The organism is Bacillus cereus group sp. BfR-BA-01492, assembly GCF_022662815.1.
Classification (GTDB): domain Bacteria; phylum Bacillota; class Bacilli; order Bacillales; family Bacillaceae_G; genus Bacillus_A; species Bacillus_A cereus_BD.
This window is the reverse complement of record NZ_JAKUEH010000002.1, coordinates 242,562-259,355: the sequence shown is the minus strand read 5'-3', so window position 1 is coordinate 259,355 and position 16,794 is coordinate 242,562. Positions and strand designations below refer to the sequence as shown.

Sequence of the window (16,794 nt, the reverse complement as noted above, 5' to 3'; positions counted from 1 at the left end):
ATGATAAGAAGGAATTCAGAACATTCAGAAAGAATTTTAGAAACGTATAGAAAACGTTTACATAATATAGAAACATAAGGGGGATGTTTTATGAAAAAGAGCAATATGGAGACAGATTTCATTCATTATGGATATGAACCAGGTGTGCATAAAGGGAGTTTAACGCCACCTTTATTTCAAACTTCAACTTATACATTTGAAACAGCGAAACAAGGAGAAGATAGTTTTGCAGGGCAAGATTCATCCTATATTTACTCGCGGCTTGGTAATCCGACTGTAGAGTTATTTGAAGAACGCATGGCAGCTTTAGAAGGGGGAGAGGTTGCATTAGCGTTTGGATCGGGTATGGCTTCTATTTCAGCGACATTGCTTGCTTGTTTACGTGCAGGGGATCATATGATTTGTTCCAATGGATTATACGGTTGTACGTACGGTTTTTTGGAAGTGTTAGAGGAGAAATTTATGATTTCACATTCCTTTTGTGATATGGAAACGGAGGAGCAGATTGAGAAAGAAATTCTTCCGAATACGAAGTTAATTTTCGTTGAAACACCTATTAATCCAACGATGAAATTGATTGATTTAGAGAAAGTAATCAAAGTAGCAAAGAAAAACCATTTACTTGTTATTGTTGATAATACATTTTGTTCTCCCTACTTACAAAATCCACTTGTTCTTGGTTGTGATGCAGTTCTTCATAGCGCAACGAAATATATTGGTGGGCACGGTGATGTAGTTGCGGGAGTTACCGTTTGTAAAACGAGGGAGTTAGCCGAAAAAATCCGTCCGATTCGAAAAGATATTGGGGGAATTATGGCGCCTTTTGATGCATGGTTATTATTAAGAGGGCTAAAAACGTTAGCGGTTCGAATGGATCGACATTGTGATAATGCGGAGAAAGTAGTAGCTTTTTTGAAAAATCATGAAAAGGTTGAAAAAGTTTGGTATCCAGAAGGAGAACGAGCATCTCGGCAAATGAAGCGTGGCGGAGGTGTTATTTCGTTCTCTATTAAAGGAGGAAAAGAAGAAGCGCAAGCTTTTATGGACAAATTAAATTTGATTGAGATTGCGGTTAGTCTTGGTGATACAGAAACATTAGTGCAGCATCCTGCGACAATGACACATGCGGTTATTCCAGCAGAAGTCCGTCAGAAAATGGAGATTTTTGATAATTTAATTCGTTTATCTGTCGGTTTAGAATCGTGGGAAGATATTGTTTCTGATTTACAGCAGGCGTTAAATAGCAGCAATGTTGTATCCTCTAGCATACATTATAAATAAAAAGAATGAGCTATCGATTTAGTAATCATTACTTGATCGACAGCTCATTCTTTTCTTATTACATATGTTTTAGGAGCGTTTCCACAAATTTTTCTAAATATTGTTGATCTACTTTGTCAAAACGATTTTTTTCAGGGCTATCAATATCTAATACACCGATTACGTTGCCACCTTTTAGCATCGGTACAACAATTTCAGAATTAGATGCGCTATCACAAGCGATATGTCCAGGGAATTGATGAACATCTGCGACAAGTTGTGTTGTTTTTGTTTCAGCTGCCACACCACAAACACCGCGGCCAAAAGGAATACGCATGCACGCAGGCATGCCTTGGAATGGTCCGAGTACAAGCTCGTTTCCTTCTGTTACATAAAAACCAACCCAGTTAATGCGTTCTAAAAATTGATTGAGTAGTGCGGAAGCATTTGCTAAATTTGCGACTGTATTGGATTCGCCTGTTAACAAAGCATCGAGTTGTTTAATTACAGTTTCATATTGCTTTTCACGTGAACCTACATAGCTTTCTTTTGTAAACATGGAAACGTCATCCTTTCTGGCGATAAATGTAAAATCATAGCAAAATACGCTGTATTCTTTATGACTTTGTCGATAGAAAATTAAAGGAATTTGTCTTAAAAGTCAAGAAATTTAAACTATAGCTGTTCAAAGTGAGAGGACGTGAGCACATGAAACATACGAAACAAAAGGTGATGGATGCAGCGATTTCATTGTTTTATACGAAAGGGTATAATGGAACATCAGTGCGTGATATTGCAAAACGAGCGGATGTGAATGTGGCTAATATTTCATATTATTTTGCTAGTAAGCAAGGTTTATTAGAACAGCTTATTACTGATTTTTTAGAAGGGTATATTCGTGTGATTGAAGCGGCTTTTGAACAGAGGGAGTATGTACCAGCTAAAGAAGTGCTGAATCGAATGATTAAAGGGATTTTACGATATCAATTTGAGAATCGTGAACTGACGCGTTTCTTTTATCGAGAGCTATCAATAGATACGACGTTAATCCGTGAAGTTATGACTGTTTATTTTTCAAAAGAAAGATACTATATAGAGCAAATTATTAGGCAAGGACAAATGCAACAAGAGTTTCAAAAAGTGTCATTTACAATGTTTATGACGCAGCTAAAAGGGATGATAAATATGCCATATTTATATCCGCAATACGTATCGGAAGTCTTGCATTCTTATCCTTCCGAAGCATTCTTCCTAGAAATGTATACGAAGGAAATTGAGCGATGGCTGGAACAAGCGCTATATATAACAAATATATATTATCCGTTACCAAAGGCGGTTCATATGTAAAATACCCCCACCTAATTAAGCTGAGGTGGGGGTATTTCTTATCTCGCTCTTTGTTGGTAGTTTTTTTCGTTGCCATAAGTTATTGCAAAGCAAAGCGATAATTGTTAGAGCTGCGCCAATCACTTCGATTTTAGTAATGGTATATCCACGAAACATAGATCCAATAAGCGCTAATACAGGAACTAAATTCATAAATAAAATTCCGTTAATGGATGAAATGAAACGATTTCCCATATTCCAGCAAAAGACAGCGATTACTCCTGCAAGAATTGACATATAAAATAATTCGAAGCGAACAGTAAGGATTGTCGAAATAGACGGTACAGAAATAAATTTTATATAAGCTAATATACTCACAATGCCAAGAAGGGCAATAGAGCCAAAGAAACAAGTAAGTGTTGTGTACCGAAGCGGTGACCAAGACGGAAAATGGGAAGCGCCATTTGTATAAATGACCCAGCACATAACGCCGCATAGCATGAATAGATTTGTAGACACATGGCTTGCTGCTCCGAATAATAAATGAATATTCCCTTTTGAAATAACGAGCATGACACCAATTAGAGCACAAAACATAAAAAGGAATGTATAGTTTTGTGGTCGTTTATTTTTTGTCACCCACTGTAGTAATAAAGCAAGAAGTGGCATAAGAGATTGAATCATAGCGGCATGAATGGCTCCTGAAGGTCCGGCTAATTGTTGACCATAAAAAACGAGAAATCCATATCCAGCAAAGCCAACTGTTCCGAAAAACAATAACGAAAGAATTTTCTTTTCTAAGCGAAAAGAGGATATGCCTTCAAATGCTAAGAGAAGTATGATAAAAATAATAGCTGCGGATCCGTAGCGAATCGTTGTAAAGAAAAATGGATCTATAAATTGTAGGGCACTGGCCATAACAGGAAACATAAATCCCCAAGATGTTACGGCGAGTAAACATAAAAATGAACCGAGTAGTAGTTGCTTTTTACTCAAGAGTATCTTTCTCCTTTTTATTTCGATATAGTAAGTTCATAAAATAAAGCATGAAGTGAGTATAGCGCTTGTTTAATAGATAGAGGAAATACCGTTTTTTTATAACGGCTATAACTTTTAGTTAGAGGTGTATAGTTATGGATTTTGAAGCGATACGATCGCTAATTGAGGTCAAACATGAAAAGAGTTTATCGAAAGCGAGTAAACTGCTGCATATTTCGCAACCAGCGCTGAGTAAGCAAATTCAGAGGTTAGAAGCAGACCTTGAGGTGACAGTATTAAAGCGGTCTGCTCAAGGAGTTGAATTGACAGAAGCTGGGGAATTATTTTTAAGCCGGATGGAACCCATTTTAAAACAAATCAATGAAGTGAAGATGGAACTAAGAGGATATCAAGTAAAGAAAAAGATTTCTCTTGGTATATTGCCGAGTTTAGCAGCTCATTATATATCGAAATATAAAGGAGTATTGGAAAAAACATACGAAGTAGAATGGTATATTGAGCATACAAAAATATTAATGGAATTATTTAAAGCGCGGAAGATTGATGCGATGTTAATTGATTCTTTCGTAGATGATGCAAAGTACATAAGAAAAGTACGCCAAGAACATATTGTTTGTGTTGTTTCAAGTGAACATGTATTTAAAGATAAAAAAGTCATAAAAATGAGCGACTTGCAGCATGAAAAGCTCATTATTTATCCAGAAATTTGTGATGTAAGAAAAATGATTATGACAGTATTTCATGGAGTGGGAGTCAAGCCGACAATCGCTGTAGAAACATCGTATGCAGAGCCGATGCTGGCGATGGTACGAGCAGGATTAGGAATTACACTACTGCCAGAAATCGCAGTAAAACAAGGAATGAAAGAAGGCATTTGTATGATTCCTATAGAGCCAGCATTAACGAGATGCATCTATTTTGTATCTCATAGGGAAGAGGAAACGTTTGTACAAATATTTGGAGAGATAGATTGAAATTAGGTATTTATATAAAAAAGATATAGAAATATGACCATTATAACAAAAGAAACAGGAAATTTTAAAAAAACTAGGTCAAAAACAAGGCATAACATGGTATGATTATTACATTGTTAGTTGTTAAATATAGGGGATTTCCCTTTTTATACATAATGCCTTCCATTTCATAAACGGAACGGACAAAAATAGAGATACAATTAGGAGGCTTTTTTGCATGGATTCTATCTTAACGATCGTTATCATTGTGGTAAGCTCTATTCTAGTGCTACTCATGATAGAGCTCATGATAAGAAATCGTTCATATAAAGATATCGAAGCGCTGGAACAGTGGCAACAAGAAATAAAAGATAAACCGGTTGCAGATGAATTGAAACGGGTAAAAGATTTAAATATGACAGGGCAAACAGAAGAGTTGTTTGGAAAGTGGCGTGAAGATTGGGATGAAATCGTAGCAACAATTCTTCCAAAAGCCGAAAAAGATTTAGAAAGCGCACGGAAATCTGCCTCGCAATTTTCCTTCCGAAAAGCAAAGTATGCGATGAATGAAGCTATTAGCAGTTTAGATGAAGCGGATAATCGTATCACGGATATTTTAAACGAATTACAGCAATTATTAGAGAGTCATGAGAAAAATAGTACGGAAATTGATGGGTTACGTGCTACATATCGTAATATGAAGAAGAATGTACTTGCACACCGTCATATGTATGGTGCGGCAGAGCAGAAGATTGAAGAGTTGTTAGATGTCGAATCTGACAAATTTCAAAAGTTTGAGGAAGCAACAGCGAATGGCGATTATTTAAAAGCAAGAGACATTGTAATGAGTTTAGAAGAAGGATTATCAAACTTAGAAGGCATGATCCATGAAGTTCCTGACTTATTAGTAGAGTGTCAAGCTACATTACCAGTACAATTAGAAGATTTATTACAAGGCCATGACGATATGAAAAAGCAAGGCTATGTCTTAAATCATTTGGAAATCCCTAAAGAAGTACGTGATATGACGAAACAACTACAAACATGTCTACTAGATATACAAGAGCTTCATATTATAGAAGCAGCAGAGAAAATTGAAGCTTTAAAAACGCGTTTAGACACGTTATATGATCAATTAGAAAAAGAAGTGCATGCAAAATATTATGTAGAGCAAAAAACAGTGCGTGTTTACGATGATTTAGAAGAGATTCATGAACAAGCGCTTGAAACAAAAGCAGAAACACAGTTTGTGAAACAAAGCTATCAGTTACAAGATAAAGATATTGAATCGCAAAAGATTATTGAAAAACAAATGCACATTTTGATGAAACGTTTTGAAGTATTGCAATTACGTGTTGCAGAGCAAGATATTGCATTTTCTGTTATTCGTGAAGAACTTGAAGAAATTTATGAGCAATGTGAAACGTTAAAAGTCCTTCATGCAGAATATAAAGAGATGCTACAGACAATGCGTAAGGAAGAATTTGAAGCACGTGAGAAATTGCAAGAGATGCGCAATATGATTTTAGAGACAAAACGTCTTATGCAAAAGTCTAACTTGCCAGGTCTTCCGGAGAGTATTATGGAAGATTTACAAAAGGGACAAGAAGCAATGCAGGCTGTATATGGACATTTAGAATTAAAACCACTGAATATGCATGTAGTAAATAGCGAGTTAGAGGAAGCATATACGATTGTGAATGGTGTATCTGAACGGACACAAGATGTGATTGGTCAAGCATATTTAGTAGAAAAATTAATTCAATATGGTAATCGCTATCGTAGCCAAGATATGGATTTAGCCTATAGTTTAGACAACGCGGAGAGATTATTCCGTGAATATGAATATGATGCGGCATTAGAACAAGCAGCTTCCGTTTTAGAACAACTGGAACCTGGTGTTGTTCAAAAAATTGCTGAGTTTGTAGATAATGAACAAACCTCTTGATGAAAAGGGGTTTGTTTTTTTATGTCTCAATGTGTAAATTAACAGATGATGTTGTTATAATGAATAGCGGAATAACGCAAAGCTTTTCGTTTCAAGATACAAAGCAAAGGCAGATGCCTATATATGAAAAGCAAACCTTTGTATATGTTTAGCGTAATTGCACAGATTTATGATATGATTATGTGATGTGACAGCGCTGAAAGGGGAAGAACGATGATCTATTTTGATAATAGTGCGACGACAAAACCATATCCAGAAGTCCTACAATCTTATGTAACAGTTGCAGGGAAATACTTTGGAAATCCTTCTTCTATTCATTCGCTTGGAGGAGAAGCTGAACATTTATTAACGCAATCAAGGACGGTTGTAGCACAGCTTCTACATGTTAAGCCTTCAGAAATTATTTTCACATCGGGTGGAACGGAAGGAAATAACCTTGCGATTAAAGGAATAGCGATGAAGAATCGCTCTCGTGGCAAACATATTATTACAACAAATATTGAACACGCATCTGTGTTTGAAGCATATAAACAATTAGAGGAGCTTGGCTTTGAGGTAACATACTTACCTGTGAACGAGCATGGTGTTGTGTCTGTTCAAGATGTAAAACAAGCACTTCGTGACGAAACCATTTTAGTTTCTATGATTCACGTCAATAATGAAACGGGGGCAATTCAGCCGATTACTGAGGTCGGTGAATTGTTAACAAGCTATCCGAAAATAAGATTTCATGTAGATCATGTACAAGGTATTGGAAAAGTACCGCTTGATCTTCATGCTTCTCATATTGATCTTTGTTCAATATCAGGACATAAATTTCATAGCGTAAAAGGAACAGGACTTTTATATGTACGTGATGGCGTTCGGTTAGACCCGCTTTTATCAGGTGGCCAGCAAGAGCTTCGCTATCGTTCAGGTACAGAGAACTTACCTGGTATTGTAGCCATGGTGAAGGCGCTGCGGATGACAATGGAACGCATGAACGAAAAGGTTGCTCATTTACAAACGTTACAAGCAGAACTAATTCGTTTCTTTGAGAGCATGGAAGGTGTAACGATTAATACATCACTTCAGCATGCTGCACCTCATATTTTAAATGTATCATTTGTTGGGTTAAAACCAGAGGTAGTTGTTCATGCTTTAGAGGAACGTGAAGTATACGTATCAACGAAATCAGCTTGTTCTTCAAAAGCAAATGAGGTGAGCCGTGTATTAGTCTCAATGGGATTACCACATGACGTAGCTGCGAGTGCGATCCGCATTAGTTTAGCACCGGAAAATACAATGGAAGAAGTAAAACAATTTGAAGATATTATAAAAGAGACATTGCCAAAATTATATGAAGTGATGAGGTAAAGAAAATATGATGAAATATGATCACATTTTAGTTCGTTATGGTGAAATGACGACAAAAGGAAAGAACCGTTCGAAGTTCGTTAGTACGTTAAAAGATAACGTGAAGTTTAAGTTAAAAAAATTCCCAAACATTAAAATTAATGCAACGCATGATCGCATGTATATTGAATTAAATGGTGAAGATCATGAGGCAATTGCAGAGAGCTTAAAAGATGTATTTGGCATCCATAAGTTCAATTTAGCAATGAAAGTACCATCAGAATTAGAAGAAATTAAAAAAGGTGCACTAGCCGCTTTTTTATTAGTAAAAAAACCTGTAAAAACATTTAAAATTACAGTACATCGTTCGTATAAACATTTCCCAATGCAAACGATGGAATTACTGCCAGAAATCGGCGGATATGTTTTAGAAAATACGGAAGATATCATAGTGGATGTGCATAATCCAGATGTAAATATCCGTGTAGAAATCCGTAGTGGTTATAGCTATATTATGTGTGATGAGCGCATGGGAGCAGGTGGTTTACCTGTTGGTGTTGGTGGCAAAGTGATGGTGCTTCTATCTGGCGGTATTGATAGCCCGGTGGCTGCTTACTTAACAATGAAACGCGGTGTATCTGTAGAGGCTGTGCATTTTCATAGTCCGCCGTTCACAAGTGAACGCGCAAAACAAAAAGTAATGGATTTAGCACAAGAGCTAACGAAATATTGTAAACGTGTAACGCTTCATCTTGTTCCATTTACAGAGGTGCAAAAGACCATTAATAAGGAAATTCCATCTAGCTATACGATGACAGTAATGCGTCGTATGATGATGCGTATTACGGAGCGCATTGCCGAAGAACGTAATGCATTAGCAATTACAACTGGTGAAAGTCTTGGACAAGTAGCGAGTCAAACGTTAGATAGTATGCATACGATTAATGAAGTGACAAACTATCCAGTATTACGTCCTCTTATTACAATGGACAAATTAGAAATTATAAAAATTGCGAATGAAATTGGCACATACGATATTTCTATTCGCCCATATGAAGATTGCTGTACAGTATTTACACCAGCAAATCCAGCGACAAAACCAAAGCGTGAAAAAGCAAATCGTTTTGAAGCAAAATATGATTTTACACCACTGCTTGAACAAGCTGTTGCAAATACAGAAACAATGGTGTTACAAACAGTAGACAAGGCAAAAGAAGATCAATTTGAAGATCTTTTCTAAAACCATAAATTACCATCATTAGATATGTATGAAGTCATATAGTTTATCACACTCTATACTCACAAGGAGGTGATACTATATGGCACGTAACACAAACAAACTAGCAGTTCCTGGTGCTGAATCAGCATTAGACCAAATGAAATATGAAATCGCTCAAGAGTTTGGTGTTCAACTTGGAGCAGATGCAACATCTCGCGCTAACGGTTCTGTTGGTGGCGAAATTACAAAACGTCTAGTTTCTTTAGCAGAACAACAATTAGGCGGTTTCCACAAATAATCCCATATATCATGGCTGAGAAGGAGCGGGTACATCCGCTCCTTCTTTTTTGATGGAAGAAAACAACATGACCTTTTCGACATCGGTGAAAAATTTGTCAAAAGAAGAGGGTTCAAAATTTACAGAAAATTCTTTATTATATAAGGGAGGCATAGTGACGAAGGAGGATATTAATGAAAAGAGAAGAACTATTAGCGCCACCGTCGTATAATTTAGTTACAGAGATAGAGAAATATATGAATGAAAAAGACAAGTTAGCATTAATTTGGCAAGATGAGCAAGGAGCAAGAAGAGAGGTTACATACCTTGAATTAATAAAAGGAGCGAATAAGATTGGAAACGCTATTATAAAAAGTGGTTTGCAAAAAGGGGATAAGCTTCTTATTATGATGCCGCGTTTAATCGAAGCGTATATGACATATATCGGAGCAATTAAAGCGGGTTTTGTTGTGATTCCAAGTTCTGAAATGCTTCGTAAAAAAGATATTGAATATCGTATTCAACATGGAGAAGTAAAAGCTATTATAAGTTATGAACCATATATTTCACAATTTGAAGGAATAAAGGAAATGGATTCTCTTCAAAAATTTGTTTTAAGTGAAAAAGAAGTAGATGGATGGACGAATTTAAATACTGCATTAGAAACAGAAAGTGATGTATTAGATATTGTCAAGACGGATAAGGAAGATATGGTCTTTTTATCTTATACATCAGGAACGACAGGAAATCCAAAAGGTGTTGTTCATACACATGCTTGGGGTTATGCACATTTGCGTACGAGCGCTCCCAATTGGCTCGGAATTGAAGAGAATGATATTGTATGGGCAACGGCTAGTCCAGGATGGCAAAAGTGGATTTGGAGCCCGTTTTTAGCAACTCTCGGTTCAGGTGCAACTGGATTTGTATATCACGGTAAATTTGAGCCGAAAACATATTTACAGCTATTAGATGAGAACCAAGTAAATGTGCTTTGCTGTACGCCGACAGAATATCGTTTAATGGCCAAAGCGGAAAACTTGCAGCAATATAATTTAAAGGCGTTGCACAGTGCTGTATCCGCAGGAGAACCGTTAAATCGTGAGGTTATTGAGACGTTCCAAAAGCACTTTCAAGTTACTGTTAGAGATGGATATGGTCAAACAGAAAATACATTGCTCATTGGTGTTATGAAAGGAATGGAAATAAGACCAGGATCGATGGGAAAACCGACGCCGGGTAATCAAGTAGAAATTATAAATGAAGAAGGGCACCCCGTATCTGTAGGAGAAGTGGGAGATATTGCTGTTCATATTGATACACCAGCACTCTTTCAACAATATTATAAAGATGATGAACGTACAGCAATGCAATTCCGTGGTGATTACTATATGACAGGGGATAAAGCAAAAAAAGATGAAGATGGCTATTTTTGGTTTGAAGGTCGCGGTGATGATATCATTATTAGTTCTGGCTACACAATTGGCCCATTTGAGGTGGAAGATGCACTTGTGAAACATCCATATGTAAGAGAATGCGCAGTAGTAGCGAGCCCGGATGAGATTCGTGGAAGTGTCGTAAAGGCATTTATCGTATTAAGAGACAATGTACAGGAAAAAGAAGATACATTGATTCCGTTACTCCAAGAACATGTTAAAGAATTAACAGCACCTTATAAATATCCTCGTAAGATTGAATTTGTAGACGAACTACCAAAAACGATTTCCGGAAAAATTAGACGTGTTGAACTTAGAAAACAAGAAATGGAATTGCGGTTAAAGTAAAAGATACAGGGCAAGTGTCAACAATCGCAGCGAATCAAAATGAATATTTGAAACAGCACCATGTGATGTAAAATGGTGCTGCTTTTCTACATTTTGATTTCGTATGCTAAAAGGGTGAGGAGGTTAAAATGATGGGGGAATTATGGTACGGCGGAAATATTTATACGATGGAAGAAGAGAATGAAAAAGTAGAAGCGGTTTATGTTGAAAACGGAAGGATTGTTGATATAGGAACAAAACAAGACTTAGAAATTCGTTATCCATTTGAACAGTTACACAATTTAGAAGGGCGAACAATGCTTCCAGGTCTTGTTGATAGTCACATGCATCTAATTGGACATGGTGAAAGACTTCTTCGATTAGATTTATCAAAGTGTACATCTTATGAGGAAGTATTGGCTCTTGTTAAAGAAAGAGTAAAAGAGGCGCCAGTAGGTTCTTGGATTATTGGAGAAGGATGGAATGAAAATTATTTTACAGATACAAAAAACGTTCATGCTCATGATTTAGATACGATTTCAAAGGAGCATCCCATTTTGTTAAAACGCGTTTGTCGTCATGTTACTTGGGTAAATTCATACATACTAAAAAAAGCCAATATAACGGCAGAAACGAAGGATCCAAAAGGTGGGAAAATCGGTCGTGATTCCTCAAGTAGATTAACGGGTCTTTTATATGAACAAGCGCAAGAGTTGATCAAACATGTTCAGCCTGAAATAAATGAAACATACTTACAAAGAGCTTTAAAGGTGGCTATTCGTGATTGCTGGAAATATGGGTTAGTAGGGGGACATACGGAAGACTTAAATTATTATGGAGGCTTTAAAAAAACATATGCCGCGTTTTCACATGTCATAAAAGAAATGCCTTTTAAAGCACATTTGCTCGTTCATCATGAAGTTGCCGATGAGCGAAAAGAATATGAAAATACGCACTACATTGAATTTGGTGCGATGAAAATCTTTTCTGATGGTTCTTTTGGCGGGAGAACGGCATTATTAAGCGAGCCGTATGAGAATGCAAAAGAGACAAATGGTGTCGCAATTTATTCGCGAAATGAGCTAGCTGATCTTGTGGAAAAAGCTCGCAACTTACAAATGCCAGTTGCGATTCATACTATTGGTGATTTGTCGCTAGAGTACGTAATTGAGGCACTAGAGTTATACCCTCCTGCAGAAGGATTACGTGATCGCATTATTCATTGCCAACTTGCAAGGGAGGATTTAATTGAACGGATGAAGAAGTTGCAGGTTATTATTGATATTCAGCCTGTGTTTGTTTCATCTGATTTTCCATCTGTTATTGAAAAATTGGGAGAGCGTCGTCTTCGCTATGCATATGCTTGGAAGACTTTACTTCATGCAGGCTTACATTGTAATGGAGGCTCAGATGCGCCAATTGAACAAGTAAATCCGTTTTTAGGTATATATAGTGCGGTAACGCGGAGAAGTTTTATCGATGGAGTGTGCTATATGCCTAAAGAGAGATTAACGGTATTTGAAGCAGTGTCCTTATTTACAACGGGAAGTGCTTATGCAATTGGAAAAGAAAAAAGGCGCGGGAAAATTATGAGAGGATATGAAGCTGATTTTACGATTATAGACAGGGATATATTTCACATACAGGTAGAAGAACTAAAAGATATTCAAGCTGTAACAGTTGTAGTAGATGGGAAAATTGTGCATCAAAAATAAGAATAAAACAAAAGAGTGCTAGAACATTTGCTAGCACTCTTTTTATTACTTATAAAAACGTTCTCTGCACTTTTTCCCAGAAAGAGTTATTTTTTAATTTCACCGTTTTAATTTGTTTATCACTTAAACGCACAACAGCTTTTTCGACTTGTTTAATACTAAGCGCTTCGTTATCCATTCCCATAACAGGATAATCGTTCCCCTCTGGTCGTAGCTTTAAAGTTAATGTACGTTCATGATTTAAAATAAATGGTGATCCAAGTGTACGATATGTGTTGTTATTTAAAGAGGCAAGCTCGCTTATTTGGAAACATGGGATAAGCGGATCAACAACAGCGCCCTGTAATGATTTATTATAAGCTGTGCTACCTGTCGGTGTAGAAATGACTAAGCCATCTCCTCGAAATGTTTCAAAATATAAGTCATCGACGTAGACATCGACGACGAATGTTTTAATAATGCTAGAGCGTAAAGAAAACTCATTTAAGCAATGAAAAGATGTATCTTGATCGACATCTATTTTAATTGTTGGATATTTACGCACTTCAATTTCGTTTTTTGTAATCTCTTGAAGAGCGGATTCAACATGGTCAATATGGAAGTCGCAGTAGAAAGAAATTTCATCTTTCGCAGAAACACCCGCATATAGGCAATCTTCCTGAAAGCCAGTTTTACGAACAGCTTGTAAGAAGGTTCCATCATCTCCAACACTGACGATAGCATTTGCATTTTTTGGATGATCTAATATGGTAAATCCGTTTTCCTCTAAAATACGATATATCGGCTTCATTTTTTCAATGAGCGCTGTTTTATCATCACCATAAAAGAAAAATAAATTACGACGATCTGCCATTGCGTATCCCTCCATTGCAGTCAAATTATGTTTCGTGAGAAAAATCTTTCTGGACAATATGTTCAAATAGTATATTTCGATATAAAATGCCAAAATCCCTTTTTGTTTTTAGAAAAGTTTATATTTTCAATCTTATCAAAAGTGGTTTAATGCTGCATAAATTTGTCGATAATGGGTATGGAATGAAAGGATGGGTATAAATGAAGTGGCTTGCAATCGGGATAGGGATTTTTCTTATTTTTCTTTTACTTTTATTATTGTCAAAGATATCTCTTAAAGTAACGTTTTTATATTCAGAGACGGAGAAGCAATGTTTATTTCAAGTGAAAATATGGAAGATAAAATATACATTTGACGTATTGGAAAGAATGGAAAGGCAACAGAAAAAGACTGGTCAAAAAATTGAGAAGGCTGAAAGAGAAGGCGGTATAGAAAATAAAATCATGGCACAACTGGATAGCATCGGGGAACTGATAAAAAAGCTTCAAGAAATCCATACTATTGTTAAAGATTTTTTTAAAAAGGTGAAAATCAATGGCTGGAAATGGCACTCCCAAATTGGAGCAGGCGATGCAGCGAGTACTGGAATTGTTACCGGTTATGCCTGGGGAACAAAAGGGATGGTTGCCGGAGTCATCGGGCAATATATGCATATTGTCGATATACCGGACTTTGAAATTACACCTGTTTTTCAAGGGAAAGGATTTGCATCAAGGTGTGAACTGACAGCATCCTTTCATATGTATCGTACTGTAATAACAGGAATAAAGTTGCTCATCTTTATGAGAAAGCAAAGATCTAGTGTGACAGAAAAATCTATTCAAGCATAGGGGGATATAGAATGGATCATCCAATTCAAGGTTTAATGACAACAGCAATGCAGCATTTAAAACAAATGACGGATGTAAATACAATTATTGGTGACCCGATTAAAGCAGCAGACGGAAGTGTAATTCTTACCGTTTCGAAAGTAAGTTTTGGATTTGCTGCAGGTGGAAGTGAGTTTGGAAGGATTGAAAGTTCTGGCCGTCATCCATTTGGAGGAGGGAGCGGTGGAGGAGTCTCCATTAATCCTGTTGCCTTTCTTGTTATAAATGGAGGAGGCGTGAAAGTGTTACATTTAGATAAGCAAACGCATATTATTGACAAAGTAATTGAATTAGCGCCACAAGCTGTTGATAAAGTAAAGGAAATGATGGAGAAACGTAAAGGCGAGGAACCGGAGTTTGAAATTTAACAGTGAAAAAGAAGCTAGTCAATTGATTAGCTTCTTTATTTTTTTGTAAATGAAGCAATTTTGTTTGCATTCTGCCTAGGGACAAACTATCATTTACAGTGTACATATTTTATTTAAATAAAGGAGGATTTTTAAGTGGCAAACGTAACTTTTAAAGGTAATCCAATGACTTTAGTTGGAACAGAAGTTAAAGTGGGCGATCAAGCGCCAAAGTTCCAAGTATTAGCAAATGACTTATCTCCAGTAAGTTTAGAAACATATAAAGGTCAAGTGAAATTAATTAGCGTGGTACCTTCAATTGACACAGGTGTATGCGATGCGCAAACACGCCGTTTTAATGAAGAGGCAGCTGGTATTGAAAATACAAAAGTATTAACAATTAGCGTTGATTTACCATTCGCTCAAAAACGCTGGTGTGCAGCAAACGGTTTAGAAAACGTAGTAACACTTTCTGACCACCGTGACCTTTCATTTGGTGAAGCGTATGGTGTTGTAATGAAAGAACTTCGTTTACTTGCTCGTGCGGTATTTGTAGTAGATAGCAACGACAAAGTTGTTTACGTAGAATACGTAAGTGAAGGTACAAACCATCCAAACTATGAAGCGGCATTAGAAGCGGCGAAAGCAGCGAAGTAATAGAAGGGAGGCGGCCTCTTTCTAGGAGGTCGTTTTTTCTCATATAGGATGAAATGGAAAAAGTTCATATCGTCTTCAATTTGAAAAGGGAGCTCTAAAAAAGAGGTCGCTTTTTCTTTTGGCAAAAAATTAGATTGTGGTATGATATAAGTTATGTGTAATGGACTGAAGGAGGAATGTATGTGAGTCAGACAGTAGAAACGTTATTTTCTATTTTCGATTCTTCTACCGTAATTTTACGTAAAGAATTGGATGTGACATATTTAGAAGCGCTTGTAGAAACAGGGGATAACTTGTTTGAAGGAGCGATTTTGCAAGAAAATTTATCTGAATCAACAATGAAACGGTTGAATCGTGAATACAGTAAATTTAATGAAGAAACATATAAAAGTGAAGAAATTCGAAAAGCATTTCAGCTTGCAATCTTAAAAGGAATGAAAGAAGGCATACAAGCAAATCATGAGATGACGCCTGATGCAGTTGGAATATTTATGGGATACTTATTCCATAAATTTATGAAGGGTCAGAAAGAAATAACGGTGCTAGATCCGGCAATTGGAACAGGAAATTTAATGACGACTATTTTTAATAGCGCTCAAGACGGGGTAGCAATGAGTGGCTTTGGCGTAGAAGTAGACGACTTACTTATTAAGTTAGCCTTAGTAAATGCGAATTTGCAAAAACAAGCAATTGAGCTTTTCAATCAAGATGGACTAGCTTCACTTTATATTGATCCTGTTGATGCAGTTGTTTGTGATTTGCCAGTAGGTTATTATCCGAACGAAGCTGGCTCAAGTGAATATAAGTTAAAAGCAGATGAAGGAATGTCTTATGCGCATCACTTATTTATTGAACAAAGTGTCAAGCATACGAAAGATGGAGGATACTTATTCTTCTTAGTGCCAAACTTTATTTTTGAAAGTGAGCAGGCGCCGAAGCTTCATGCGTTTATTAAAGAAACATGTTTTATTCAAGGATTATTACAGCTACCGGTTTCCATGTTTAAAAACGAAAAAAATGCAAAAAGTATATTTGTTCTCCAAAAAAAAGGAGAAAAGATAGAAATACCAAAACAGGCGTTATTAGTGGAATTACCTAAGTTTTCCAATGTGAAGGCGATGGAGGATATGATGAGCCAATTAAATAATTGGTTTGCAACGCATAAAGCATAAAACATGTAACAGATGTATTTATTGATGTAATACAGTTTTATAAGGTGGGTATGTAGTTTTAATATACACAAGATTAAACTGAATTTTTTTGAAATCTGTAATAT

General features: G+C 36.4%; 16 protein-coding genes. 13 read left to right on the top strand and 3 right to left on the bottom strand.

Annotation, left to right across the window (positions count from 1 at the left end; genetic code table 11):
* Window positions 1-90: 90 nt before the first annotated feature.
* Window positions 91-1,281, top strand: a complete 1,191-nt coding sequence (megL, locus tag MR063_RS04470) for a methionine gamma-lyase (protein ID WP_242193992.1) — start codon at window positions 91-93, stop codon at window positions 1,279-1,281.
* Window positions 1,282-1,339: 58 nt separating this feature from the next.
* On the opposite strand, the gene MR063_RS04465 is transcribed toward megL, so the two are convergent.
* Window positions 1,340-1,819, bottom strand: coding sequence for a GAF domain-containing protein (locus MR063_RS04465; RefSeq protein ID WP_242193989.1), 480 nt, complete (start codon window positions 1,817-1,819; stop codon window positions 1,340-1,342).
* 149 nt (window positions 1,820-1,968) lie between these two features.
* Here MR063_RS04465 and refZ point away from each other — a divergent pair, with 149 nt between their 5' ends.
* Complete coding sequence (gene refZ, locus MR063_RS04460) at window positions 1,969-2,607, top strand: forespore capture DNA-binding protein RefZ (protein WP_242193986.1); 639 nt, start codon at window positions 1,969-1,971, stop codon at window positions 2,605-2,607.
* A gap of 15 nt (window positions 2,608-2,622) precedes the next feature.
* Here refZ and MR063_RS04455 read toward each other — a convergent pair whose 3' ends face one another.
* Complete coding sequence (locus MR063_RS04455; RefSeq protein WP_242193983.1) at window positions 2,623-3,582, bottom strand: DMT family transporter; 960 nt, start codon at window positions 3,580-3,582, stop codon at window positions 2,623-2,625.
* A 137-nt stretch (window positions 3,583-3,719) separates the two neighbouring features.
* On the opposite strand from MR063_RS04455, the gene MR063_RS04450 reads away from it, so the two are divergent.
* From MR063_RS04450 to MR063_RS04420, 7 genes are all read left to right on the top strand, one after another.
* Complete coding sequence (locus MR063_RS04450) at window positions 3,720-4,559, top strand: LysR family transcriptional regulator (protein WP_242193979.1); 840 nt, start codon at window positions 3,720-3,722, stop codon at window positions 4,557-4,559.
* 217 nt (window positions 4,560-4,776) lie between these two features.
* Window positions 4,777-6,486, top strand: a complete 1,710-nt coding sequence (gene ezrA, locus MR063_RS04445) for a septation ring formation regulator EzrA (RefSeq protein WP_242193976.1) — start codon at window positions 4,777-4,779, stop codon at window positions 6,484-6,486.
* Window positions 6,487-6,699: 213 nt separating this feature from the next.
* Entirely contained in the window at window positions 6,700-7,842 is a 1,143-nt protein-coding gene (locus MR063_RS04440; protein WP_242144124.1) for a cysteine desulfurase family protein, read from the top strand.
* A gap of 7 nt (window positions 7,843-7,849) precedes the next feature.
* Entirely contained in the window at window positions 7,850-9,061 is a 1,212-nt protein-coding gene (thiI, locus tag MR063_RS04435; RefSeq protein ID WP_242144123.1) for a tRNA uracil 4-sulfurtransferase ThiI, read from the top strand.
* Between the two features lie 79 nt (window positions 9,062-9,140).
* Window positions 9,141-9,338 carry an alpha/beta-type small acid-soluble spore protein gene (locus MR063_RS04430; protein ID WP_012095776.1) on the top strand — a complete coding sequence of 66 codons (198 nt, stop codon included), beginning with the start codon at window positions 9,141-9,143 and terminating at the stop codon, window positions 9,336-9,338.
* Window positions 9,339-9,511: 173 nt separating this feature from the next.
* On the top strand, window positions 9,512-11,098 hold the full coding sequence (mbcS, locus tag MR063_RS04425; protein WP_242193972.1) for an acyl-CoA synthetase MbcS: 1,587 nt from the start codon (window positions 9,512-9,514) through the stop codon (window positions 11,096-11,098).
* A gap of 131 nt (window positions 11,099-11,229) precedes the next feature.
* Entirely contained in the window at window positions 11,230-12,792 is a 1,563-nt protein-coding gene (locus MR063_RS04420; RefSeq protein ID WP_242193956.1) for an amidohydrolase, read from the top strand.
* A gap of 49 nt (window positions 12,793-12,841) precedes the next feature.
* Here the strand turns inward: MR063_RS04420 and MR063_RS04415 are convergent, their stop codons facing one another.
* Entirely contained in the window at window positions 12,842-13,645 is an 804-nt protein-coding gene (locus MR063_RS04415; RefSeq protein WP_242144120.1) for an NAD kinase, read from the bottom strand.
* Window positions 13,646-13,845: 200 nt separating this feature from the next.
* On the opposite strand from MR063_RS04415, the gene MR063_RS04410 reads away from it, so the two are divergent.
* The 4 genes from MR063_RS04410 to MR063_RS04395 all read left to right on the top strand — a co-directional run bounded on the left by MR063_RS04410 (window position 13,846) and on the right by MR063_RS04395 (window position 16,690).
* On the top strand, window positions 13,846-14,475 hold the full coding sequence (locus MR063_RS04410) for a DUF2953 domain-containing protein (RefSeq protein ID WP_242193953.1): 630 nt from the start codon (window positions 13,846-13,848) through the stop codon (window positions 14,473-14,475).
* Between the two features lie 11 nt (window positions 14,476-14,486).
* The gene (gene ytfJ, locus MR063_RS04405) at window positions 14,487-14,882 is read left to right on the top strand and encodes a GerW family sporulation protein (protein ID WP_242193950.1); all 396 of its coding nucleotides are present in this window, start codon (window positions 14,487-14,489) and stop codon (window positions 14,880-14,882) included.
* 135 nt (window positions 14,883-15,017) lie between these two features.
* Window positions 15,018-15,518 (top strand): thiol peroxidase, encoded by a 501-nt coding sequence (gene tpx, locus MR063_RS04400; RefSeq protein WP_242193947.1) that lies wholly within the window; start codon window positions 15,018-15,020, stop codon window positions 15,516-15,518.
* Window positions 15,519-15,700: 182 nt separating this feature from the next.
* Window positions 15,701-16,690, top strand: a complete 990-nt coding sequence (locus tag MR063_RS04395) for a class I SAM-dependent methyltransferase (RefSeq protein ID WP_242193944.1) — start codon at window positions 15,701-15,703, stop codon at window positions 16,688-16,690.
* Window positions 16,691-16,794: the final 104 nt, after the last annotated feature.